At 52.8% G+C, this 23,475-nt stretch carries 20 protein-coding genes and 2 pseudogenes; 11 read left to right on the top strand and 11 right to left on the bottom strand.

Going from position 1 to position 23,475, the window contains the following annotated elements; translation table 11 throughout:
* Positions 1 to 7: 7 nt before the first annotated feature.
* The 5 genes from deoC to G7Y41_RS09700 all read right to left on the bottom strand — a co-directional run bounded on the left by deoC (position 8) and on the right by G7Y41_RS09700 (position 6,253).
* Positions 8 to 709, bottom strand: coding sequence for a deoxyribose-phosphate aldolase (gene deoC, locus G7Y41_RS09720; protein WP_165315538.1), 702 nt, complete (start codon positions 707 to 709; stop codon positions 8 to 10).
* A gap of 52 nt (positions 710 to 761) precedes the next feature.
* Entirely contained in the window at positions 762 to 1,676 is a 915-nt protein-coding gene (locus G7Y41_RS09715) for a carbohydrate ABC transporter permease (protein WP_196819513.1), read from the bottom strand.
* A 4-nt stretch (positions 1,677 to 1,680) separates the two neighbouring features.
* Positions 1,681 to 2,586: a carbohydrate ABC transporter permease gene (locus G7Y41_RS09710; RefSeq protein WP_196819512.1), complete on the bottom strand. Its 906-nt coding sequence runs from the start codon at positions 2,584 to 2,586 to the stop codon at positions 1,681 to 1,683.
* Between the two features lie 3 nt (positions 2,587 to 2,589).
* Positions 2,590 to 3,891 (bottom strand): ABC transporter substrate-binding protein, encoded by a 1,302-nt coding sequence (locus G7Y41_RS09705; RefSeq protein ID WP_165315539.1) that lies wholly within the window; start codon positions 3,889 to 3,891, stop codon positions 2,590 to 2,592.
* Between the two features lie 181 nt (positions 3,892 to 4,072).
* A complete protein-coding gene (locus G7Y41_RS09700) occupies positions 4,073 to 6,253 on the bottom strand; it encodes a hypothetical protein (RefSeq protein ID WP_165315540.1) in 2,181 nt (726 codons plus the stop codon).
* A 484-nt stretch (positions 6,254 to 6,737) separates the two neighbouring features.
* Between G7Y41_RS09700 and G7Y41_RS09695 the strand changes: the two genes are divergently transcribed.
* From G7Y41_RS09695 to G7Y41_RS10295, 5 genes and pseudogenes are all read left to right on the top strand, one after another.
* Positions 6,738 to 6,974: a helix-turn-helix domain-containing protein gene (locus G7Y41_RS09695; RefSeq protein ID WP_165315541.1), complete on the top strand. Its 237-nt coding sequence runs from the start codon at positions 6,738 to 6,740 to the stop codon at positions 6,972 to 6,974.
* A gap of 583 nt (positions 6,975 to 7,557) precedes the next feature.
* Complete coding sequence (locus G7Y41_RS10310) at positions 7,558 to 7,761, top strand: transposase (RefSeq protein WP_165316471.1); 204 nt, start codon at positions 7,558 to 7,560, stop codon at positions 7,759 to 7,761.
* Positions 7,762 to 7,879: 118 nt separating this feature from the next.
* Positions 7,880 to 8,120: pseudogene (locus tag G7Y41_RS10305) on the top strand (transposase).
* Positions 8,032 to 8,256, top strand: a complete 225-nt coding sequence (locus tag G7Y41_RS10300; protein WP_196819466.1) for a transposase — start codon at positions 8,032 to 8,034, stop codon at positions 8,254 to 8,256. Before G7Y41_RS10305 ends, G7Y41_RS10300 begins: the two are co-directional and overlap by 89 nt.
* Positions 8,178 to 8,627 (top strand): transposase, encoded by a 450-nt coding sequence (locus G7Y41_RS10295; RefSeq protein WP_165316474.1) that lies wholly within the window; start codon positions 8,178 to 8,180, stop codon positions 8,625 to 8,627. Before G7Y41_RS10300 ends, G7Y41_RS10295 begins: the two co-directional genes overlap by 79 nt.
* 99 nt (positions 8,628 to 8,726) lie before the next feature.
* On the opposite strand, the gene G7Y41_RS09670 is transcribed toward G7Y41_RS10295, so the two are convergent.
* The gene (locus G7Y41_RS09670) at positions 8,727 to 9,833 is read right to left on the bottom strand and encodes a glycerate kinase (RefSeq protein WP_165316280.1); all 1,107 of its coding nucleotides are present in this window, start codon (positions 9,831 to 9,833) and stop codon (positions 8,727 to 8,729) included.
* Between the two features lie 134 nt (positions 9,834 to 9,967).
* On the bottom strand, positions 9,968 to 11,332 hold the full coding sequence (locus tag G7Y41_RS09665; protein ID WP_165316279.1) for a GntT/GntP/DsdX family permease: 1,365 nt from the start codon (positions 11,330 to 11,332) through the stop codon (positions 9,968 to 9,970).
* 491 nt (positions 11,333 to 11,823) lie between these two features.
* On the opposite strand from G7Y41_RS09665, the gene G7Y41_RS09660 reads away from it, so the two are divergent.
* From G7Y41_RS09660 to G7Y41_RS09635, 6 genes and pseudogenes are all read left to right on the top strand, one after another.
* Positions 11,824 to 12,843 carry a transaldolase family protein gene (locus G7Y41_RS09660; protein WP_165316278.1) on the top strand — a complete coding sequence of 340 codons (1,020 nt, stop codon included), beginning with the start codon at positions 11,824 to 11,826 and terminating at the stop codon, positions 12,841 to 12,843.
* 5 nt (positions 12,844 to 12,848) lie between these two features.
* Complete coding sequence (locus G7Y41_RS09655; protein ID WP_165316277.1) at positions 12,849 to 13,628, top strand: SDR family NAD(P)-dependent oxidoreductase; 780 nt, start codon at positions 12,849 to 12,851, stop codon at positions 13,626 to 13,628.
* A gap of 48 nt (positions 13,629 to 13,676) precedes the next feature.
* Positions 13,677 to 14,567, top strand: coding sequence for a 2-hydroxy-3-oxopropionate reductase (locus G7Y41_RS09650; RefSeq protein WP_165316276.1), 891 nt, complete (start codon positions 13,677 to 13,679; stop codon positions 14,565 to 14,567).
* Positions 14,568 to 14,635: 68 nt separating this feature from the next.
* Entirely contained in the window at positions 14,636 to 15,505 is an 870-nt protein-coding gene (locus G7Y41_RS09645; RefSeq protein WP_165316275.1) for a sugar phosphate isomerase/epimerase family protein, read from the top strand.
* Positions 15,506 to 15,996: 491 nt separating this feature from the next.
* Positions 15,997 to 16,149 (top strand): annotated as a pseudogene (locus tag G7Y41_RS10290) (hypothetical protein); the annotation flags it as partial.
* Between the two features lie 240 nt (positions 16,150 to 16,389).
* Entirely contained in the window at positions 16,390 to 17,073 is a 684-nt protein-coding gene (locus G7Y41_RS09635; protein ID WP_196819511.1) for a GntR family transcriptional regulator, read from the top strand.
* Between the two features lie 1,586 nt (positions 17,074 to 18,659).
* On the opposite strand, the gene G7Y41_RS09630 is transcribed toward G7Y41_RS09635, so the two are convergent.
* The 4 genes from G7Y41_RS09630 to G7Y41_RS09615 form a co-directional block, all read right to left on the bottom strand.
* Complete coding sequence (locus G7Y41_RS09630) at positions 18,660 to 19,991, bottom strand: GntP family permease (RefSeq protein ID WP_165316273.1); 1,332 nt, start codon at positions 19,989 to 19,991, stop codon at positions 18,660 to 18,662.
* A 319-nt stretch (positions 19,992 to 20,310) separates the two neighbouring features.
* Positions 20,311 to 21,348 (bottom strand): transaldolase family protein, encoded by a 1,038-nt coding sequence (locus tag G7Y41_RS09625; protein ID WP_165316272.1) that lies wholly within the window; start codon positions 21,346 to 21,348, stop codon positions 20,311 to 20,313.
* A 52-nt stretch (positions 21,349 to 21,400) separates the two neighbouring features.
* A complete protein-coding gene (locus G7Y41_RS09620) occupies positions 21,401 to 22,144 on the bottom strand; it encodes an SDR family NAD(P)-dependent oxidoreductase (protein ID WP_165316271.1) in 744 nt (247 codons plus the stop codon).
* 141 nt (positions 22,145 to 22,285) lie between these two features.
* Complete coding sequence (locus G7Y41_RS09615; RefSeq protein ID WP_165316270.1) at positions 22,286 to 22,978, bottom strand: GntR family transcriptional regulator; 693 nt, start codon at positions 22,976 to 22,978, stop codon at positions 22,286 to 22,288.
* Between the last annotated feature and the right edge of the window lie 497 nt (positions 22,979 to 23,475).

The following is a 23,475-nucleotide window of genomic DNA, read 5'->3' as shown; positions in this document are numbered from 1 at the left end:
GATGACCTCAGTAACCCTCAATGTCGCCGACAAGGCCATCAACAATTGCTGGACCAGAGGATGTTCCGACCAACTCAGCTCCTGCCTTGAACAGGGCTTCCATCTTCTCGCGCGTGTTAACCTTGCCCGATACCTTGACTCGGCAAGGTGCCTGAATGTTCTCGGCAAGAATCCGCACATCCTCCTCTGTCGCAACGCATCCGCCAACTCCCCAGCCCGACGACTGTTTGACCCAATCAATTCCAGATTCATAGGCAATCTGCGCGGAGATTGCCTTAAGTTTGTTATCCGTGATGAAACCGAACTCCAGCATGGCTTTAATTACCATCCCTTCATCGTGAGCTGCCTTGACGATGAGGTTAAGTTCTTCACGGTACAGTTCAACATCTCCACCGAGCAGATAGCCAGGATTCGGTGGGAAATCAAATTCGTCGGCGCCGGCCTTCGCAAGTTCTTTCAGCGCTGCTAGTTTCATTTCGAGGGTGTCGTTCGCCATAGGAAAGTTCAATGTCGATGCAACCCGAACCTCGGTACCTGCCAGCACGGACTTTGCCAGCGGAACCCAGCATGGACCGATCATCGCGGCATTGAATCCGTAATCTACACACGTTTTGAGGTGCGCAAGCACTTGATCACGAGTGAGGTTCGGGTTGACATTGGTGTATTGGATTGCCGATGCGACTTCTTTGGCATCGTTAAAGTTGATCATGAATGTGCCTTTCTCTGATGAAAATCGTTGGGATCAACGAGGATATTGCGGGCTATTCCTTGTTTGCCCCGGCCATCATTCCCGCGACGAGCGCTCTCTGGTTAAAAAGGAAGAGAACGAGAACGGGTACGACCGCAAGTACCGTGGCCAACGCGAGTTCAGGTCTGAAGATCGACAGACCGGAAGCTCCGACCGTTGGGTTGAACGCCGGCGTGGAGGTCAGCAAGTTGTTCAGCCCAACCGTCACCGGGTAGGACTTTGTCGATGGCAACATGACAAACGGGAGGAAGTAGTTGTTCCAGGATGTAGTGAACGAAAAGAATGAAACCAAGGCGATCGATGGTTTTCCTAACGGTAATGCGATCTTCCGGAAGACCTGCCACTCAGTGCATCCATCGATCCGTGCCGAATCAAGAATTGATCGGGGAAGATTGGTCGAGTAGTAGATGAACACGAGGTTCACGCCAAACGGATACATTGCCAGAGGCAAAATCACCGAGAGCGGGGTTCCGGCGGTTCCGAGCATCTTTGCCTCGAGATACAGCGGGAGAACAAGGACTGCATTGGGCATCATCATGACAATCATCGTGATCATCAGGATGAGTTTGCGCCCACGGAACTTCATGACTGCCAGCGCATATCCAGCAAAGAGACAGGTGATGACCGCGAATATCATGGCGATTCCCGCGTAGAGAATCGAGTTTCCAATCCATCGCCAGATAATGCCGTCCTGGTAGGCCATGAGATTTGACCAAGAGGTGACCAGCGCATTCCAGGAACCGGGGTTCAACCAAAACTCATGCACCAATTGTTGGTCAGATTTAAGCGGCGCCTGGAACAACCAAAGAACTGGCGTAATGAAGAACAGCATGAAGCCGAGGACGATCATCCACCAGAATGCACTTCCAACACATCGTGGAATGTGATCATTCGACGGATGCCATTCTGCTGTACGACGAGTTGACATACCGTTACTCCACTTCGAAGAGCTTGATCTTGCGAATGACAATGATCGCGACGATCAACGAAATGATCAGGAGGATCATGTTGAGTGCTGCCGCCGAATTAAAGTCGGCATAGTGGAACGCGTAGACCAGTGAAAGCTGGTTTGGTGACCACGATTCGGAAACTCCACCGAATGTCGCCGACGCAAGCAGCTGAGGTTCGACGAAGAGCTGGGTACCTGTGGCAAATGACATGATGAGCATGTACGCGATCCACTTCAAGATCATTGGAACTTGGATTCGTGTTGCGGTGGTGAACATTCCTGCCCCATCAACTCGAGCTGCTTCAATAACCTCGTGAGGGATTCCGTTGAGTGCGCCATACATGATGATGATCCATCCACCCGCTCCGCTCCAGAAAGCGATGACCGCAAAGATCCAAGGCAACTTGTCAGGCCCAACGGATTGAGCGAAGGACTCGATCCCTATGGAATTCAGGAACGAACTCACGGGAGAAACCGACGGGTCGAGCATGAACATCCACACAAGAGTTGAAGCGGCTCCCGCCAATGCTCCGGGAATGTAGTAAACAAACCTCGCAATCTTCGAGAAATGCTGGAAAGCCTGATGCGTCAGGAGGGCCAGGAGGACGACAAGGATCAGGAGTGATGACAGCCAGATGACAACATAGATTCCAACGTTCTTCATGGATGTGAGGAACCTGTAGTCGTTGACCACCTGAATGAAGTTGTCCAGGAAAGCGAATGAACCATCCGGATGCGAAAGGGACAGGAGGAATGCGTAGACTACCGGGACGATTCCGTAAATGACCAAGAGGATCACATACGGTGCCACGAAGAGATACGGCACAACCCCCATTCCTTTTTCTTTCTTCACATGCCGGTGGCTTTGAGAAGCAAAGGGGGTAGGCATCGTTTACTCAACTACCTTGTAGCCCGTGGCCTCCGCCTTATTGCGCATTTCTTCTTGGAATGCTGGCAGAGTGTCTTTGAGGCTTGAGCCTTCAAGCAGTCGCGTCACCACTTTATCCGCCCACGGCGTGTACCAGGAATACGAGGTGTACGCCCATCCGTCCCACACCTTAGCGGCGGCATTCTCGAAAGCCTCCGATGGGTCGTTGACGTAGAACTTCCGATCGCGTAAATTCTTCAGCCAGGCCTTTGCTGCCTCAGTATTTGCCGGATATCCAGGAGCTGTCCCCTGCGTCTTCTCAGAAGTTGTCACCCACGACACGAAATCGACTGCCTTGTCTTGAACCTGAGAATGTCGGGAGACAATCCACAGGCCTCCACCGACATTTCCGGTGGTTTCAGTACCATCTTTCCAGGTCAGTGCCGGAGCTACTCCCCAGGTACCCGGAGTCTGCTCCAGCGCTGCTCCCTTCTCCAGGAGGGCACCACCGTACCAGTTTGGACCGATGAGCATGAGCATCTTGTCTTTGTAGGTGTTTGCGAAGGACGAGGAGAAGACCGTGTCGGTTGAAACGGATCCATTGGCAATCAGGGGATCGATGAGTTCCTGAACTCTTGTGCACTTTGGGTCTGTCAAGTCGATGCGAACCTGACGATCACCCTCGTTGGCATTAGCTGGGCATTGGCTGGCCCACAGGTAGATGTCGGTCGCCCAGTTATCCCCAATTGTTCCGATGATATATCCGGGATGCTCGGCCGCGACCTTTTCTCCCAGTTCACCCCATTCTTCCCAAGTTTTCGGAACCTCGTATCCAAACTCTTTGAACAGTGCGTCGTTATACCAGGTGACATTCATTGCCAGGTCGTTGCGCAAGCAGTAGATTTTGTCATCTACTGTGCAGGGAACTAGTGCCCCTTTCGCAAAAGAGTCTTTCACAGAATCTTCCAGCTTTTCCGTAATATCGAGTGGGAAAGCGTATCGGTCCTGAGTCATCCACGACATTTCTTGAGGTTGCGTGGAGAAGACAACATCCGGCCATCCCTCTCCAGACTGGTTAAACAGGCTAATTTTCGTCTGTAGCGTGGTTGCTCCATTCGCATTTCCATCGTATGTTTCGATCACAACGTTGGCATCCGGATGGGCTTCCTTATAGGCCTCTGCCATCGGTTGCCGAGTTGAATCAACCCACACCGTCAGCGGTTGGGATGCATCCTGTTCAACTTCCTTCCCGGATTCGTTGGTACTGTTGGCGCCTCCCGGACTCGCACATGCCGCGAGAGAAAAGGTCAGAAATGCTGTTGTCACAATCGGTATTGTGCGGCTCACTGCTGTGGTTCTCATGATGCTGTTCATCCAATCTGCGCTCCATCGCGCGTGTGAAGTGAAAGTCGACCATCATTTGGCCGATAGGGATTAATTGATGGTATTCAAGGTGTGAGTGTGAAGGTGATACCCGATTGAGTTGGGCATCACCCCGGTGGAACCGTTATTTCTCAATGGAGATTGCGTTTTGGAGAAGGACGGTTGTATTATTTTCTCCGGGTTCCAGGCGGACGAGTCCGGCCTGCTGGTCGATGCTGCCGGCTGTTGCAGATACGATGTTGTTCGTGAAAGCTGGGAGATTGAAAAGGACATCTCCCTCAGGAGTGTCTCCCCAGAGTTCCAGCTGGATTTCCGTACCCGCAGACGTGATTCTGAAATTCACTATCTTTCCGTTATTGATGTTGACGTTCGCCCACTCAATGACATCTCCGGGTTTGAGCCACCGGTCAGGGATACCACGACCAATGATCACGGTTCCATCAACAGTAACCGATACGCAGGATTGCAGGGTTGACTGCTTCGTAAATGAGGTGCCCCATGACTCATAGTTTCCGTAGGACTCCTGCGGAAGATACATACCTGGCCACTGACCTTCGCCTTTGAATTCAAATGCCTCGGACCATTGGTTCGGTGCGCACTGATTCTCGTAGAGAAACTCGACATTTCCCAGGCTCTGAGTCCGATGTTCATCCGAAAATAGGCACTGAACCCCCGCTGCCGCGTTGTATGTCGATCCATATGTCACGTGTCCCCACCACGCACCCCACGACCCTTCGGGAATAACTCGCCGATCGCGTTCGCTCAGAGACCACGTGATCGAAGCGTCGAAGTAGTCTTTCCACGTTCCACCGAGATGACACCCTTTGAGGCGTGCGCCCCAGGGGAATGTTGAAAGAGCACCGGCATAGGGCACCCAGGCGTAGAAGGATCCTCGGGTGTAGCGCTTGAACGAGACGTCATCGAAGGCACCCCAGTAGTAGTCTGTTCCACGCCGTTTCATCATGGAGTCAAGGCACCGATTGACAGCATCGTTAATCGATTCCATTTCCTTTTGCGCCCAGGTTGCTCGGTCAAGTTGTCCCATCGTTTCGCAGATGTACGTATATGCCTGCAATCCGTGAAGAGCTGCCCAGTTATCGCAGAGGAGGAAATCACCGTCTTCCGCCCAATTCTCAAAGTCTTCACCCTTGCGAATGAGTCCGCGATGTTCCTCATCATCCCATTCACGACAGTCGTGGAGGTTTTTCGCCCATCTGTGGAGGATATCCATGACTTCATCAGTGAAGTAATCCGTGTTCCCTGTGTTTTGGAGGTATTGAGCATAGGGAAGGATCCACTTTCCGATGGTATCCATGTAGTTAAGGTTTCCCCAGTCGGAAATGTCGGACGAATTGAGGACCTGATAGTAGCTGGACTCAAGAATTGCCAAGCCTAACTCGTAATCACCCTCGCGAATGAACTGATCAACATAGTTTGGAACATCGTGTGGGAATGTCCGGTCATAGCTTTCAAGACGCCCCGGATTTGGTGCGCCAGCTCGGATTTCCCGATCCCCATTTGGTGTGTCGGTGATCAGACCCCAGAGCTGAATCTGGATTGCTTTGTACATGTTCGCAACGCCTTGATTCGGCAATGTCACAGGATGGGCGAGTTGGGCGATTCGCTCATCATTTTCCTTGCAGAGTCGCGCGTACTCTTGCGAGAACCGGCCCTGATTTGCGAGCTGCTCAAAATCCAGGGACCTCCCTGCTGCATGGGCAACAAATTCAATTTCGATCGTCTTGCCCGATTCGATGGCGACAGAGAACATCATGTCGAAATTTGAGGACTCGGTTGGCTGGATCGACAGTGGGACCATGAGTTTCGGCGAGGAGTTCACCGCGAGCTTCATCTCGAGGGTGGTGTCGGAACGATTTGTCATCTGAACGCTTGAATGTACAACGGTCGATGTTCTGTCCATCGTACGAATCGAAAAGTGTTGGATTCGCATATGGATACAGTTCGCATCCCACTCGGAAATAGGTGACGGCTGATATCCGTCAGCCAGGTACCACGAGATCTCTTGCTTTCGATTTGGAGTGCGTTCGTTCGGAGGGAATGCAGTCCCATCAATGATCGGGACAAATAGGACAACCGCGCCCAGGCCCGGCCCAACACCACCACCCATGAGCCCCCAGGACTTCGGGTGATCACCTTCGGTTCCGAAATGAACCCACTTAAGTAAATCCGGCAGGTAGGGCATCTGGGCATATCCATTGACTCCATCAGCGGAAATCACGGGACCGTGCAGATTGGTCGGCTCGGATAGAGCCAGCGCGTCGAGGGTGGGAACCTGTGCCTCCATTGAAAACTCCTCACCATTGAAGGTCTTCTTGGCATCCACGTCGATGCCTGTGTCAACAGGCTCATCATAGACATAGAGATTATATTTGCACAAGTGACTACAGTAGTCATTCTGTTGCTCTATTGTCATAACTAGGACGCCCGCCTCGTGTCGAACATGACTGCCGTCTCGAAGCAAGTCGAAGCGCGACGCTAATTGCGCCTGTTTGACAGGACCTGCCAGAATCGCGTTAGCTTCTTTGCGACAAGACGCGAGCCGCTTGTAAGTGAGGCGTGGACAGTGTTGAGTGGCGCCTAGTCAGCGTCAGGTAGCACTGAAATCACGTCGAAGTCTATGAACAGACGACCCGGCTGGGAATGACTTCTCCCGTAAGGCACAGCGGCTCTTCGGGAGTCCAGTGGAGCATCGCGCACGGCGACCGGGATAAGCAAGCCGGACAAAATACCCCCCGTCTCCGGACAGTTCACTCTGTCTGGAGACCCTCATGGGAACGTACTCCTCCGCGTCCGAGCGGACGCGTTACCTCACGCTCCAAGAAATCGTCGCTGAAGGTTTCGGGGCATACTCCACTCTCCGTTCATGGATCGCCCAGGACAAACTGCCCGCATTCAAAACGGGCAAGCGCGTGAAGGTCCTCCGCGAGGCCCTCGTCGACGCTGCGCCGCGTCTGAGCGATGAGCAGATCGCCCGCCTCCGCTTTGCTCCCGGAGGTACGCGATGATAAGTCAATGAGAACGAATGAGCCCCGGCACTGCCGCTGGGGACAGCACTGGGGCCACCGACTTCGGGCTATGCGACGTATTTTGTTAGTTTTGTTTTATTCGTTGATGGCTGTGGGGTTGCTTGGTGACTAGGTGAGTTTGTGCCAGGTGATGACTTGTCCCTATTGGAGTCGGTGGGTTTGGTTGGCTTCTTTTTCTCGTTGTGCAGCTTGGCCGTCAGGGTTTCGGATTTGGGTGTCGGTTGGCATGGTTGCCACCAACAGGGCGGGCGATTGAGGGTATGGGGTGTGCTGGTAGCGCAACCACATCCGGTGGGATACACCCGACAAGCGTCTCCCAAGCCGTACATGTCTCGAGCGTGTCGGATTGTTTGTGTAAGTGGTCAATCGGGAAGAAATGAGGATTGGCTATGTATGTGGCTGGTGTTGCGGGGAATGAGTCGGAGGCTCGTTGGCTTTGTCGTGAGCTGATTGGTGATGGTTTTCTTGACCAGCTTGTGAGATCGACGTCTGATCGTGGGCTCTGGCTGACGGGTGAGGGAGGTTTTTCCCGAGTTGGTTAAAGCTGTCCTCGAGCGGAGGGGTGAAGGCCGAGCTGACCGAGCACCTGGGTTATGACAAGCACGAGGCGACAGGTCGTGGCAGTGGGGACTCTCGTAACGGGACAACACCGAAAACGATCAAGACCGAGGTCGGACCGGTCAGGATTGATCAGCCCCGGGACCGGGCTGGCACGTTCTTCCTACCTTGTTGCGCCCGGCCAGCGCCGCCTCGGGGGCCTGGATGACATGATTATCTCCTTATATGCCGGGGGAATGACGATCCGGGAGATCCAACACCACTGAGAGGCCACGGTCGGTACCGAGATCTCCCACGAGACGATCTCGAATATCACTGATGCTGTCTTGGAGGAGATCATCGCCTGGCAGGCACGACCACTGGAAGAGTTTTATCCGGTCATGTTCATGGACGCGATTCGTCAAGATCAAGGACCACAACAGGGTCGCTTCCAAAGCTGCTCACATCGCGATCGGGGTGGATCTCGACGGTGTCAAACATGTGCTCGGGATCTGGGTCCAGGCCAGCGAAGGAGCGAAAATTCTGGGCCGGAGTCTGTGCCGAGCTTGCCAACCGCGGCGTGGGTGACGTCCTTATCATCGTCTGTGACGGGCTGAGTGGGTTTCCTGAAGCGATCAATGCGACCTGGTCCAGGGCAGTGGTCCAGACCTGTGTGGTGCACTTGATCCGGGCCTCGATGAGGTTCGTCGCCTACGGATCGTAAACCCCTCGCCGCGGCTCTGCGACCGATCTATACCGCGGTCAACGAAGACACCGCCCTCTAAGGCACTGGACGCGTTTGAAACCTCTGCCTGGGCAGCGAAGTATCCAGCTGCGGTTGCCACCTGGAAGAACGCCAGGGGAGCCGGTTTATTCCGTTCTTGGCGTTGGCCAGCCACCCGAAAAGCTATCTACACCACGAACTCAATCGAGTCACTGAACTATCAACTTCGTAAGATCACGAAGAACCGGGGCCATTTCCCCTCTGACACGGCCGCAGTCAAACTCTTATGGCTAGCAATTCACGAACATCGAAGACAAACGCCCACGCGAACGAGCCAAGGAAGCAGGCCTTCCCAAAGGCAGTCCACGTAAAGCACCCGGCAAACCGTCCTCGGCGAACTTGCCCTCCACTACCCCAACCGATTCCCCACCACATAAACCCACCACTTACACAAAAAACTTGACAAGCTCTCAGCTTTTGGCAAGCGTCTCACTAACCGCACGACGCAGATTCTTCTGACCGTTCTTCAACGCCAACTCCAAGGGCTCATCCGGGTCACCAACCTTGACGATCCTTGCAACACCAATTTCCAAGAGGTTTTCTGAACCGTCCTTAATGCGACCACCGAAAATCATTGAAGGCACACTGTTCGCCCGAGCAATCAGGGCAACACCTGCTGGTGTCTTACCGTCAATGGTCTGGGAATCAACTGAACCTTCACCCGTGAACACCCAATCAGCATCTTTGACCTTCGCATCAAGCTCAACCGCATCGGCGACAAGGTCGACCCCAGGCTTGAGTTGGGCCCCTAGGAACGCTCTAAGAGCAAATCCCAGACCTCCAGCTGCTCCCGAACCCTCCATCATCGCAACATCACCGCAGCCAGACACTTGCGCAAAGTGCTTGAGGATCTGATCAAACTCGGGAATTTGTTCTTTCGTCATGCCCTTTTGTGGGCCGAATACTGCTGAAGCTCCCTTTGGTCCGTAGAGAGGATTAGTGACATCGCATGCAACTTGAACCTCAACTCCTTCAAGCAGTTCGTCCACAGCCGACGTATCGATGCGGGCAACCTTGGCTAGGTCGGTCAGGTAGGGAGTGAGTTCGGCCTCGTCCTCGTCAAAAAAGCGGGCACCCAGCTCGTGCAACATGCCGATCCCTGCATCATTGGTGGCTGAGCCACCGATGCCAATGAGCAGGGTTTTGCCGCCGCGTTCGACAGCGTTGCGGATGATCATCCCAAGTCCGCGGGTGTTTGACCGGGCAACGTCCCGTTCCTCGGGAGCGACAAGTTCAATACCGGCGCACGAGGCAACGTCGAGGACTGCGCTACCATCTGCCAGAGCATATTCGGATGTGATCGGCCGGCCGAGGGCGTCCACGGAGTTGGTTGTCACGGTGTCGACTCCCCATGCTGCGGCGACTGCCTGGATGAATCCTTCTCCGCCGTCAGACATGGGCACGAGAACACATTCGGCATCGGGGTAGACATCGCGGACTCCACGGGCCATGGCTTCGGCAGCTTCCTGCGCGGTCATGTTCTCTTTGAAGGAGTCAGGGGCGAGAACAAACTTCATTGGTAAGCTCCACTTCATCGTGTCAACTATTTTCAATATCGCCGTGATTTTCTCAGACAGTCATGTCACAGAGGAACGGCAGCCCATCTACCGCAGGAGGATGGCACACGGGCTGCCGCTCCTAGTTCATAGCTCTAACTGACAACCAGGAAGAGCGCGCTTGTGACAAGGAAACCGACGATCGAGACGGCTGTTGTCAGAACGGTCCAGGTACGCAGTCCTTGTGATACCGAAAGACCGAGGTAACGAGTGACGATCCAGAATCCAGAATCATTGATGTGAGAGCAGATCAAGCCGCCAAAACCGACAGCAATCGTGACGAGAGCGGTTTGATTCGCACTGTAGTTGCCAGCTTGCACTGCGGGAAGGATCAATCCCGCTGCCGTCAGGATCGCAACCGATGCGGAACCCTGAGCGATACGGAGCGCCGCTGCGATGACGAAGCCCGCGAGGATGGTGGGCATGCCAATACTGGTCAGCACATCAGAGAATGCCGTACCAATACCTGTTTCAACGAGGACGCTGGCGAATACTCCGCCTGCGCCAGTCACAAAAATTACGACCGCGACAGAGTCCAGAGCAGAGTCAGCAACCTTTGAAATAACATTCTTTTTCCATTTGGTGATCTTCATAATGAGCACATAGGCAACCAGAACTCCGACTAAGAGTGCAGTTGCGGGCTTGCCAACAAAAGTCGCAATCGGTGCCAGCGGCGAATCCTCAGGCAGGTTCATCACCATGATGGACCCAGCCATAATCATCAGAATGGGTAAAACAATGACGAAGATGGTTGTCGGGGCGCCAGGAACGCGCCCGCCCTCACCAAGGCTGAACTGTGAAGCTCCTTCACTCTTTGTGGAGTCTGCAGGAGACGGAACAAGTTCAATGGAATTGAAGTTGATGAATTGGAGCGCGAAGTAGCCGACGACTGTGACGATGAGAGCGATTACGAGCGCCCAAATCGTCATGAGGCCCGCGTCTGCTTCGAGCGCTGCTGCTGCAGCGACGGGTCCAGGATGTGGCGGGATGATCGTGTGAAGCGTTGCCATTGCAACACACACGGGGAATGCGATCGACAGTGGGTTTGTCTTTGCATTTCTGGCGAAGGCGAAGATTAGTGGTGTCAGAATGATAAAACCAACGTCAAAGAAGACTGGGATTCCGAGGATGAATGCGGCGGCAGTTACCGCCATTACGACACGTTTGGCGCCAAGCTTTTCAGTAAATGTTCGAGCCATGCGATCAGCGGCTCCAGAGACCTCGACTAGTCGACCAAGGATTGAACCGAGGCCGACGACGATTGCCACAGACCCCAGAGTTTTCCCCATGCCGCCGATCATGACATCGACGATGTCAGCCAGAGAGATTCCGGTTACCAGGGCTGTACCCATGGCAACAAGGAGCAAGGAGACGTAAGCAGGAACGTCGAGGAGGATGACAAGTACGAGCAAAACCGCGATGGCGACAGCTGCGATGATCAACAGTGTCAGAGCACTCATGAGCTTTCACCTTCCTTTCTTTCAAGAGCCTCATCCGAGGCTGCAGGCCGCGACTTCCGCAATTGCGCGAGTGCGGAAGATCTAAGAGTGGTGTGCACCTATGCCGACGAGTTGGCAGCAGTGCTGTACAGGCTTGGATTCGTAGATTTCTCAGCCTTTTGAAGCTCAGGGCTTCCTTTCCCCTCGCTTTATGCAGGATTCGGATCCCGTGCGTCGCTGCACGAGAGCGTCATGGAGCAGCGTGAGCTCCAATGGAAGAGAACCATATCAGATGCATTGCACATGATGCATCACTGTGTTAACTTAGCCATAGCAAGAACAGTGCAGTTCCTGGCGAACTTTCCACCACCAGTCAACAGCAAGAGAAACGGCAGATCATAGGTAACTTCGTCGCCGACGCCTCACTCCGTGCGATGAATTCAGACTTGGAAGGAGTGCCGCCGTCAGCGGCGAGAAGTGACATGCAAGAGAACAATGAATTCCTAAAGTGGATGACTGCGAACACCGACAGCATCTATTGGCACGACAGCGCAATTGTCGACGAACTGGAAGTCGCCATCGGCAATGGAGCCAAAGGCGTCACCACGAATCCGTTCTTGGTTGCCTCGACAATTAACGCCCGACCCGACTACTGGGCTCCCTACCTAGCTGACATTCCGGACGATCTGGAGGGCACAGAAAAGGTTGAGGCTTTCGTTAAACGAGTCACTCTGCACATCAAAGATATTCTGGACCAAGTCTACGATGAACACGACGTTCGAACGGGTCGCCTGTGCGCTCAGACTAATCCAAACACGACCGGCAACTACGACGAAATCCTGAATCAAGCTATGCGTTATGCTCAATGGGATCCCAAGCGAGTTTGCCTCAAAGTTCCTGCGACTAGGTCCGGGATCATGGCCGCGGAGGAGCTCTCTGCCAAGGGCTACAATGTCGTCGTCACCGTCTCATTCACAGTCCCCCAGGTCCTTGCAGCTGGGGCTGCCCTTCAGAGAGGGATTGAACGCGCACGCGAAGACAGCATCGAACCTGGCCTAAACTGCGCGGTGTTGATGGTCGGACGACTTGATGATTATCTGCGCGACGTCGCTCAAGACACATCCGATGTTGTCACCGAATCCGACATTATTCAGTCCGGTACTGCGTGTATCAAGAAGGCCTACACGATCTTCAACGAACGCGGCTACGAGGCCTTTCTCATGCCAGCGGGTTGCCGCGGTGCCTATCACATCACCGAACTGGCAGGTGCAAAGATGGTGATGTCGATTGCTCCGAAGATTGCAGACGAGTTAGCCAAATTTGAAGGCCCCTTCAAAGAACGAATCAATGTTCCCGTTGACCAAGATGTCATTGATCGCCTTCTAACTATGCCCGAGTTCGTCAAGGCATATAACGAGGACGGCATGACGCCTGAACAGTTCATCACTTTTGGTTCAACCAACCGTACAACAGATCAGTTCATCAATGACGGCTGGGGAGTGCTCCTCGCTCACAAGGTTGGTGACAAATGAGCCAGATGCGTTTCAGCAACAAAGTCTGCATCGTTACAGGATCTGCACGAGGCCTCGGGAAAGCTATGGCCGAACGCCTAGCTTCCGAGGGGGGCATCATGGTTCTGGCCGATGTTGATGGTGAATTCCTCGATGAGACTGTGAAACAGTTCCAAATTAAGGGATACCAGGCTGAGGGCTACATCATCGATCTGACGAACGTCAGTGAAATCGATCAGATGATCGATTACATTGCACAAAAGTATGGTCGTATCGACGTACTGGTCAACAACGCCGGTATGCAGATCCGCAAGTGGGCCACCGAATTCCCAGAAGAGGAATTCGACTTCCTTATGGATCTCAATCTCAAGGCTTACTTCTTCGCAACACGAGCCGCCGCTCGCTACTTCAAAAAGCAAGGCTATGGAGCTGTGGTGTGCACTTCGTCCGGGAATTCAATACGTCCCGCCTCCAAGCGTTCACCCTACGCGATTTCTAAGGCAGCCGTTAACGGTCTCGCACAGGCACTTGGTAACGAACTTGGCCGGTTTGGTATCCGCATCAACGCAGTCGCACCAGGCTATGTCATGACTGACATGGTCAAACAGGGGATTAAGGAAGGAATTATCGACATTGACGCTATCATGTCAGTCCTTCCGATGAAACGACTGCTTGAGCCGTCAGAAATCGCCTCTGCAGTAGCGTTCTTAGCATCCAGTGACGCTTCGGGTATTAATGGACAAACCTTGTTTGTCGACGCCGGCTGGTCCGCGAACGGCCTACCAGAGTCCAAAGACTTGGAGTGAACTCTCACTCCTGACTATTTTCACGAACTCACGAATGGAGTAATCACAATGAAGGTTGGTTTTATCGGACTCGGCATCATGGGTCGTCCTATGGCAAAGAATGTCCTCAAGGCAGGCCATGAAGTCTTCTGCTTCGATTTCAACGAGGCCGCCGTTGAGGACGTCGTGGCGTCGGGCGCAACAGCTGTTAAGTCAGGAAAGGCAGCAGCAGAGGCAGCTGATGTCGTCATCACCATGCTTCCCAACGGACCCAATGTTCTGGCCGCGTTATCGGGGGATAACGGAATTGCGGCAGGTTTGTCTGAAGGCAAGATCTTTGTCGATATGTCTTCCATCGCCCCGGGTGTTTCTCGCCAAGCTGGTCAACTTGTTGAAGCCACGGGAGCAAAGATGATCGATGCACCTGTTTCCGGAGGTGAACCAGGCGCGATTGCCGGAACAATCGCCATCATGGTGGGTGGGGAAGAGGATGTTTTCGAGTCCGTCAAGGATCTTCTACTCACGATGGGTAAGTCCGCAACATATGTCGGTCCTCTCGGAGCCGGCAATATCGCGAAACTTGCAAACCAGTCCATTGTCGCAGTCAACATCGCTGTCCTCGCAGAAGCGCTTGTACTCGCGCAAAAGTCTGGCGTGGATCCTGCGTCCGTCGTTGAAGCGATCCGGGGCGGTCTAGCAGGTTCTGCGGTCATGGAACAGAAGGCTACAAAGATGCTCACTCAGGAGTTTTCTCCCGGTTTCCGCATCAATCTGCACATCAAAGACCTCAACAATGCCTTGACCACCGCCGCTGAAGAAGACGCTTTTATGCCGTTGACCGCAGTCGTGCGCCAGCACATGTCATCGCTTGAAGCGCAAGGATTCGCAGGAGAGGATCACTCGAGCCTCCTGAGGATCGTTCAGCAACTCAGCAACACCGTACTGGGCGAAGACTGCTAGATCAATGCGGGGGCACAGATCTTCTCTATGCCCCCGCACCCTTTCCTCGGACAGAAAGCGAGCGAACGATGACGTTCAGATACGGAATCCAAGTCTCCCTTGAAGAGCTACCAACACGTATGCCCGTAGTTCTGCGGGGAAGTTTCGAAGAGGTCACCGACACTGCGGCCGAATTGGGATATGACGGCATTGAGTTCTACCTCCATAGCCCCCGTGAGCACGACGGCGCCCTATATAAGAAGAAAGCAGCTGACAAGGGACTGGGATTCTCCAGCATCTGTACCGGACTTGAGCTGCTTTATAACGGTTTGGGATTAACTGTCGATTCGGTCGACATACGCAAGAGAGCCGTAGAGCGTTTAAAAGAACACCTCGATCTGGCCAATGAACTCGATTGTTCAGTAGTTATTGGGACAATGCGCGGCAATATCCCGCACCCCAACAAAGCCCAGATTACTCGTCAACGTCTCGTCGATGCTTTAGGTGAGTTGGCTGATCATGCCGATTCAACTGGAGGTCAGATCGTCGTAGAAAATATCCTCCAGTACATTTCGAACTGGTTGAACACGCTCGATGAGGTCGGCAATTTCCTCGAGGAGGTCAATCGCCCAAACGTATCCATGCACATCGACACTCACTCCATGCACATGGAAGAAACAGATCCCTTCGCCGCGATACGACGGTGGGCTGACCGTATTGGCTACGTTCATTTCTCTGACGCAAACCGCGCATACCCTGGCGGAGGATGCATCGACTTCATGAGCTACTATCACGCGCTCTTCGATGCTGGATACAGCGGTTGGATCACAATCGAATCCCAGCCTTTCCCTACAGGCCGCGACTGTGCGCAACGTGGTATCCAATACCTGAAGAACGTTGAAGCTGCAGCACGCATCGAGCTCCTCCCCGTCCTCGATAAGTCCTCTATCCGATTCTGATTCGGCCAATAGGAGACGTCATGCCTGATATGACTGGCAAAAAGCGGTGACTATCGGCGCAGCCCAGGGTATCGGCGAAGCGATCACTTCATGGACTCACACTTTGGTACTGAGGTGCAGCAGCTGATTTGCGAGGAGACAAAGTTCATGAAGTTACAGAATTCATCTGCGGTGAAGGCGGCGAGGCAATCAGCATTCACACAAATGTCGCCGATAACAATGGTCTTCGTGAGTGATTGACCTCAATTTCCAAAATATTTGCTGGAATTGATATCATTGTCAATTACATGGGAATTCTCTGCACAACATCGGTCAAAAACATGGATCGAACGGAAAATAGAACTGCGTGCTCAACGTAAATCTTCCCGGATGACGCTTTGCAGAACAGTCTGCCTTGCCCTATCTGAAAGAGTCAAAGATAGCACGAATTATCTACACCTCCTCACTCGCTGGGCGAAATAGTGGCATCGAGAGCGTGATGTGTTTATGCCGCAGTAAAAGGTGGTATCAACACGACTACCCACGACATGGCACGTTATTTGGCGAAGCACGGTGTCATCGTGAATACAGTGTGTCCAACAACGACATATACAGCAATTCTGGATGGTTACGCCCCTGAACGCATTGAACACCAAGCAAAATAGATTTTGCTGGGAAAGCTTGGGCCGCCATCAGAAGTTGCTGATGCCGTATGTTATCTCGCCTCTGATGAGGGAGCGTTTACAACGGGGACACTGTTGATGTTAACGGAGGCACCTACTTTGGACAGGCATGGACTGCCCACGGAACTTAGCCATCGGCCGACCTCACCCCTATGAGAGGTCTATTCTCAAGATATGCTGCGATCACAAGCAAAGATTTTCTCGCTATCCGGAGGTAACGACGTGGTGAACACACCGTCGGCATTGCAGCGGGGTACTCTCGCTGAACAGATTCAGTCGATCCTCATCGACCGTATTATGGCTGGAGAGTACAACCCCGGAGACTTCTTACGCACCCGAACTCTTGCGGAAGAGTTCGGAGTATCGACTACCCCGGTTCGGGAAGCTCTAACAATGCTCGAGTCCGTCAAACTTGTGTCCCGACACGCCCATGTTGGTTTTGAGGTCCGAAATCCGCCCAATTTATATGAGATGGACCAGATCATGATGGCACGACGACTCTTTGAACCAGTGGCGGCTGAGCTTGCGTGTATACAGGGACCCAGCGTTGTCACTGGCGTCCGCGCAGCATATGAGGAGCAGGAACGAACCGGTCATACGAAGACAATGGATGATTACTTGGCGTTTATGCACGCTGATGACGCATTCCATCGAGCGATTTGGGAAGGAACCGGCAATCCTTATATCGCGGAAATGCTCGAGATTCTGGGCGGAGTAATCCATCGCTGGAGGCGCTTTACCCCAGGGCTCATTGTCGATCGCGACGTAGCAGTGGCAGAGCATGAAGCAATTTTGTTGGCACTTGAATCCGGAGACTCACAAGCTGCCTCTGCCGCCATGCTTGACCACATCGACCACCAGAGGGCTCGAATTCACCAACAAGTTGGTTCAAATAACGCCCATTAGTACTCCGAAATCACATTGTAGGAGGACACCGTGGTGATCAGTCCGCGTTACCAGAGGCAAACAGATGTCACCATTTCGTCTACCTGCGCGGTTGAGCCGACCCTTCTTGACGTCGACATCGACTCGACGTCACTTGGATCCTGCATCTTTGATGCGAAAGGCCGCACTGTATCTGGAACATCGCACTAAGTAGCACACAACTTTCACATCAGCGCTCACCGCTCGTAGCACTGTAGGTTGAGATTTAATTGTCTCTCATTGCGTTAAGACCATTGATGCGTCTTCGCAGGCACTGAAAAGTCGAAAAGTCTTGGGAGTCACCCAAAATGATTTTACATCATCTCTGATCTGTGTTGGGCAAACGGCCAAGTTATCGATCCCAGCTACACCTACACAGATGCCCAATCAGCACACCACATCTGCGAAGCCTACGAAGTGGGCTAGATGAGAGGGTTTTCATCAAGGTGTAGGCACCCGACTTTACCCTTCGTACAACCTTCCAAGAATCCGCTGGCTTCAAGACAGACCACCGCAGCATTTCGTCCAAACTACCCATTTGAGTCTATTACTAGTCGATGCATAGAGCCTGTTTCAGGCGCTCCGTTGTCAGGTTTGCTTAACCGGTCCAATGGAGATTATTCACCTGAGCATTTGGAACACCTTGAGTTTCCTGGAGATACTTTTACAAAACTGATGGAACCCACAGATCACTTTCAGTCTGAGTTAGGTTCTTTTTGATAGCGCACCCGCAAATAACAGAAGTGAAACGCTTTGCTTCCATTCCTGATCAATATGCGTCCAACTGGGCTGCCGGCACCATTGAAAAAATCTGATGGTAATACCTGCGTTATATCTAGAGTGGTCCGAGCAGTAATCTCAAGCGTTCCAGAATCAACACCGTCGGGGCTGTAGACATTCCAGGACCAAATACTCAAACACTCTTGGGTAGACCCGCGATACAGGCCGACTGTTGTCCTGGTTGAAAGATAATATCAACGATACTGAGTATCTCAGACCTCGCCAACTTGTTTTATTCAGCACCTCAAGACAAAACCCTAATTGACTCTCTCACTCCTGACAGGAGAACACTCAACAGGCTGAGATAGGCCTGCAATAACAACGTTTTTCACATTACAATGTCATGACAATCGCGGACTAGTAGAGAGCTGCGGATGAAGCTCTCGCACTCTTCTATCGTCAAATCTTTAGCGAATTCACCCGGATCGATATTAAAATTGGCTGTATACTGGATTCTGACGGTATGTGGCACCCTTATCCACGGGCGTCACATATTCTTTCTAACTGTTTGGAATTGCTGCTCATCACCATCGTTGGTGAACGGAGCTCGATCAGAGGGGCAGCGCTTGTGACCTTAAACTCCCTACCGGTGGTTGCAATTCTAACGTGATTGAGATTCTATCGAACGAGAAACCCAAAATGACGATTTTCCGACTATTATTGGCAGTGCTTGCAATGATTTAATTCCCTCTATTCATTTTCGTAATTTCGTAAAACGAGGAAAACCGTGTGTCCCGGCGAGAAGCCAAGGTCACACGGTTTCCCATGAGGTGATTTGCTCTAGGTCATTAGCCCATCGGAATGATGTAGGAACCGATAATCACCAACACGATCGCGCACAGTGAAGAAACAAACTGGGGCAGGGTGTAAACCTTGAGACCACCGGTGATGGAAAATCCAGGAATCTTCGCAGTGACCCAGAAACCCGAGTCGTTGATATGTCCGACCGACAGCGCTCCAGCAAGGCAAGCAGCTGCGACCCATACGGGATGGATACCAATGGTTGGGGCAAGGGAAGCGAAGATCGTCATCGTAGTAATCGATGCCACCGTTCCAGAGCCGACTGCAACGCGGAAAACCATACCTACGAAGTAGCAGGCGAGCAGACCAACGAAATGCCCGCCACCCAAGCCAGCAACAGCTTCGGAAATCAGATCGGAGACACCACCAGCCTTGATGAGCGCGCCGAATGCGCCACCAGCACCGGTGATCATCAAGACTATACCTGCGGACTCGATTGCCTTATTCGACGAGGCTTCCATCTCACGACGTGACATATCAGTAGAAGCCACCAAGTAGGCAATAAGAGTACCGATAAGCAAAGCGACGGTCTTGTCGGAGATAAATGCGGCCCACACTGGAAGCTCGTCGACCTTTGCACCCCAAACCGTACCTATCAGAATAAGGATAAGTGGGGTCGCGATCGGCAGAAGGGCCAGCCAGAAGTTAGGCTCCTTGTCTTCTCCGGGGATCGCCTGAAGAGACGGTTCTTCTGTGACGTCCACTTCGGGTTTCCATACCTTTGGCAGAATCCACGAGTAAATCGTGACACCCGCGATGACTGCGACGAGTCCGACTGTTCCACCGATAGCAACCATGTAGCCGACTGAGAATCCCATAATGTCACCTGCTGCAAGCGGGTTAGGCGTTGGCGGGACTAATGTGTGCGCTGCGCCTGCACCCATCGCAACCGCACCGATTGCCAGTGGCATCGGCTTTCCGGCCTCTCGTGCGATAGCGATTGCGAGCGGAACCAGGATAACGAACGTGACATCGAAGAATACAGGAATCGCCAGGACGAAGGCAGCAAATGCAATCCCATACATCGCGAAGCGCTCAGACACAAGATTGACCAGCGTGCGTGCAATGACTTTGGCACCGCCAGAGTCACTCATGAGCTGTCCAAGAATGATGCCAAACCCAACCGAAAGTCCGAGGCTGGTCATCAAACCGCCGAAACCCTCCGTCGCGGTCGTCGCGATATCCAAAGCAGGCATTTGCAACATGAATCCGAGAAGAATTGTGCCGATAATAAGCGACACTGCCGGGTGTAGCTTCACCCATAGAATCAAGGTGACGATGATGACGATTGACACCGTCAACCACAGGAGATTGATCATGATGGTCCTCCTCCATCCCACTCGGGATGAGTAATGGGGGAAAATTCGTCGGCTGGTGCCGACGAACTGTGATTGATGCGTTCTCGGATGACAGCTGGAACGTGTTCCGAGAGGCGTGACAGTTTGAGCTTGGCTCTTCTAACATCGGTGTCAGAGGAACTGTCAGGAGCATGTGACATTCTCTTCGCGCATCGTTGCACTACCGAGGCAGTCAATTCTGAAGATTGAATGTTGTACAAGGTGGCCCAGCACTTCTCCAGCGCAATGCTAGGCCGCCTTGGAATACGGGGGACTTATTGATTCGTTTGAGCTCTCGTTATTACAGGGTTCTGAGCTGATCCCATGCAGCAGAGAATCCTCCAAGTGTCATGACCGTCGCACCGAAGTCATCAAATTCCTCAACTGTGAGTCCATCGAGCGCGTAGGCACGTTTGAAGTCGGGAATCGCATTAAGGACTCGCTCGATACTCTCTTGGTTAAGAGGATTGTGAATACCGATTTCACGAGGGATGCCTTCCTTTTCATCCCACTCGAGGAGGGCATTTTGGATCTTGGGATGGATAGTTGCTTCGAAGGGTGCACCCGCAAGAAGTGTGACTTGGCGAGGAGTACGGAACGCCGCAGGCATGAGTTTAGGAGCATTCGGACGATCTTTGAGCGCGTCGATCAGTCGACGTGCGACAGCAAGTACCGCCTCTTCTAAGTCCTCTGTAGCAAGGCCAAGTTTTTCTTTTTCATTGACCGATGTGAGGTAGTCCTGAAGGCGCCCCATAACAAAAGCCGAGGTTGAGGGTGCAGGAGCAATGCCTGCGGCTCGGGCTCGTTCGCACCCACGTTCGTATGCATCGGCAGCAGCCATGATCTGAGACGCGGAAACACAAACCGTGGCGGTTGTGGGGATCCCTCGTGCAGCTAGTTCTTCGAGGACGCGAATACCGGCGCACGTTCCAGGAATCTTGACCATCACGTTACGACCAAATTCGCTTATGCGAAGGCCTTGTTCTAATTGCTTGTCATAGTCACCCGCCGCGCTCGGCTGGACCTGACAGCGAACATATCCATCACTACCGCCTGATGCTTCAAACATCGGCTTAAAACGGCGCGCAAGAGGACGTACAACGCGTCCGATCAGTTCAAGGACGCGTTCGTCGCCTTCAAGGGTTTCATCGACGGTTTCAACCGGATCGAGGTCCTGGAGATTAGTGGTCGTAAGAGCCTCGTATGAGAGCGGAGCATTCGTGGTGACACCAATGGCCCCATTTTCAAGGGCGCGAGTTACAGTGGTCGTGAGAGCGGAATCGTTGCAGAAGCGACTAGGCGTATTTTCAGCCATCCATGCGAGATAGTTTTGGGACATTGTTGTACCTCCTTGTATAGCGGTGGTTGTTGGAGTTGAGTGAGTATCAGCGTCAGCCGAAATACATGCCGCCGTTAACGTCGAGAACAGCTCCGGTGGTGAATCCGGCATAGGGACTCGCGAAATATGCGACGGCAGCAGCGATCTCGTTAACCTCTCCTAAGCGGCCAACGGGTATTGCGGAGCGGATAGCAGTCATTTGCTCCTCGGTGAATTGCGCAGCCATTTCCGTGTTCGTTGTGCCCGGAGCAACGGCATTTACGGTGACTCCCATGCGAGCGACCTTGCCGGCGTAGTGTCGCGTTAATCCGATCATGCCTGCTTTTGAGGCGGCGTAAGACGGGCCTACCGAAACACCTCCGTTGCGACCAGCAAGCGACACTATGTTCACTATGCGTCCGTATCTCGTTTTAACCATGTCGGGTAGTACCGCCTGCGTCATGAATTGAGTTCCAGTGAGGTTGACGGCGAGAACCCGATTCCATTCCTCGAAGGTCGTTTGTTCCCACGGCGTATTCGAAACAATCCCAGCATTGTTGACCAGAACAGAGATGTGGCCGTGGTTCTCAATGATGTGGGTGACACCATCATGAACGGAACTGGGATCAGTCACGTCAATGCTGATAGCTGCGGCCTCGTAGCCGTCGTCAATGAATCTGTCGGCCGTTGCTTGGGCAAGATCTTCATTGACGTCAGCAATGAAGATCCGCATACCGTCCATAGCAAGACGTTCGGAAACTATGCGGCCAATACCGCGAGCGGCACCCGTTACAAGTGCTAAACGGATTTCATTCATGAGGGCTTGCCTTCCGACAACCACGCATCCTTGCGTGTCGGTAGTCACATTAGCGGATGAGACATCAAGTTGTCTACATCATCGATTATATATTTTGCATCACAAATCGCAAGGGGGTTGCCCTGCACAAGAGCTAGAGGGTTACTGCTCCTCGTTTCGCAAGCGAGCAATGAGCTGCTCGATATGGCCAGTCATCGCTTCCCTAGATGCATGCTCATCTCCCGCAACGATGGCATCAAAAATCATTCGATGTTCGGCTAATGAGTCTTTCGCGTCCGTCACCACACGATCTTTGAAATGGCGCCAACGCTGCACATTCCCTCCCAAAACATCTGCAGATTGCATGAGGAAACGGTTGCCAGCACCTGCATGGATGATCCGATGGAAGTCTTGGTCTGCTCGCATGAAGGCGCGGCTCTCATCGGGATTGCTCAGTGAAAGATTGGCAACTTGGTCGGCAATGGTCTGCTCTAGCGCCTGATGAAAATCAGGGTCCGTATTCAGGCAAGCCAAACGAGCAGCTTCTGGCTCAAGTAGCAATCTGACACTCATCAGGTCATGCAGCTCTTTTTCGGACAGTTTTGGAGCAGTCCGATACCCCTTGTAGCTATGCCTGACGACCAGCCCGAGGCCTTCCATGCGAGCTAGCGCTTCTCTTACGGGCGTCGCAGAAACCCCCAGCACCTCAGCAAGCGCTTCAATTCGAATGGGTTGATCATCAGCAAGGACACCTTGAATCATCATGTCGACCAAGGCCTCCTGCACCTGCTCGGTCAGCCCATGTCGCTTAGCGGCATACGTCTTGCCTGACAGAAGTGCAGGGGTGTTTGGCATATTCAGGACTCCTCTGGGTGGGTCAGCCCACGGCATGTGGGTAACGATTGAGTCTTTCCAGTCCAAGTTTAGTCTGCGAATTACGCATATCACGACCATGCTTGCACCACGGTTTTCTCAACTCGTACTCCGAGAGAGTGTTCCAAGTACCATCGGGCACTCAACGCACACTCCAAAGAATTGGCAATGACGGGGTTTACTCGGCCTCGGTCATAGACCGCCATCCGTCGTAACCTGAATCAACGATTGGACACAGCGCAGTACATCAGAGCCTGTGAGTCCATCACCAGCACAGTGAAAGCACCTACCAAATCAAATTTAGGAAGCTAAAGCTTTCTACTTCGACACAGGAAACCGCTGCGAGACAAATATTTTTAAGGTTAACGGAACCGATACAATCGGTATAGAATGAAATTCCATCTTCAGTTGTTTCACCGAAGAATAACAGGTGACCATTGTCAACTAGAAGCTTTAGAATATCTGCATCGGTTCGTTCC

The sequence above is a fragment of the Schaalia sp. ZJ405 genome (assembly GCF_011038885.2).
Classification (GTDB): Bacteria; Actinomycetota; Actinomycetes; order Actinomycetales; family Actinomycetaceae; genus Pauljensenia.
The sequence above is the reverse complement of the archived record's forward strand: the minus strand, read 5'-3'. Positions and strand labels throughout refer to the sequence as shown.

What these genes read in the sequence shown, in the direction of transcription:
- deoC (WP_165315538.1), bottom strand. Translation starts at nt 709, where the DNA reads ATGATCAACTTTAACGATGCCAAAGAAGTCGCATCGGCAATCCAATAC.
- G7Y41_RS09715 (WP_196819513.1), bottom strand. Translation starts at nt 1,676, where the DNA reads ATGTCAACTCGTCGTACAGCAGAATGGCATCCGTCGAATGATCACATT.
- G7Y41_RS09710 (WP_196819512.1), bottom strand. Translation starts at nt 2,586, where the DNA reads ATGCCTACCCCCTTTGCTTCTCAAAGCCACCGGCATGTGAAGAAAGAA.
- G7Y41_RS09700 (WP_165315540.1), bottom strand. Translation starts at nt 6,253, where the DNA reads ATGGAGGCACAGGTTCCCACCCTCGACGCGCTGGCTCTATCCGAGCCG.
- G7Y41_RS09695 (WP_165315541.1), top strand. Translation starts at nt 6,738, where the DNA reads ATGGGAACGTACTCCTCCGCGTCCGAGCGGACGCGTTACCTCACGCTC.
- G7Y41_RS10300 (WP_196819466.1), top strand. Translation starts at nt 8,032, where the DNA reads ATGTGCTCGGGATCTGGGTCCAGGCCAGCGAAGGAGCGAAAATTCTGG.
- G7Y41_RS09670 (WP_165316280.1), bottom strand. Translation starts at nt 9,833, where the DNA reads ATGAAGTTTGTTCTCGCCCCTGACTCCTTCAAAGAGAACATGACCGCG.
- G7Y41_RS09665 (WP_165316279.1), bottom strand. Translation starts at nt 11,332, where the DNA reads ATGAGTGCTCTGACACTGTTGATCATCGCAGCTGTCGCCATCGCGGTT.
- G7Y41_RS09660 (WP_165316278.1), top strand. Translation starts at nt 11,824, where the DNA reads ATGACTGCGAACACCGACAGCATCTATTGGCACGACAGCGCAATTGTC.
- G7Y41_RS09655 (WP_165316277.1), top strand. Translation starts at nt 12,849, where the DNA reads ATGCGTTTCAGCAACAAAGTCTGCATCGTTACAGGATCTGCACGAGGC.
- G7Y41_RS09650 (WP_165316276.1), top strand. Translation starts at nt 13,677, where the DNA reads ATGAAGGTTGGTTTTATCGGACTCGGCATCATGGGTCGTCCTATGGCA.
- G7Y41_RS09645 (WP_165316275.1), top strand. Translation starts at nt 14,636, where the DNA reads ATGACGTTCAGATACGGAATCCAAGTCTCCCTTGAAGAGCTACCAACA.
- G7Y41_RS09630 (WP_165316273.1), bottom strand. Translation starts at nt 19,991, where the DNA reads ATGATCAATCTCCTGTGGTTGACGGTGTCAATCGTCATCATCGTCACC.
- G7Y41_RS09625 (WP_165316272.1), bottom strand. Translation starts at nt 21,348, where the DNA reads ATGTCCCAAAACTATCTCGCATGGATGGCTGAAAATACGCCTAGTCGC.
- G7Y41_RS09620 (WP_165316271.1), bottom strand. Translation starts at nt 22,144, where the DNA reads ATGAATGAAATCCGTTTAGCACTTGTAACGGGTGCCGCTCGCGGTATT.
- G7Y41_RS09615 (WP_165316270.1), bottom strand. Translation starts at nt 22,978, where the DNA reads ATGCCAAACACCCCTGCACTTCTGTCAGGCAAGACGTATGCCGCTAAG.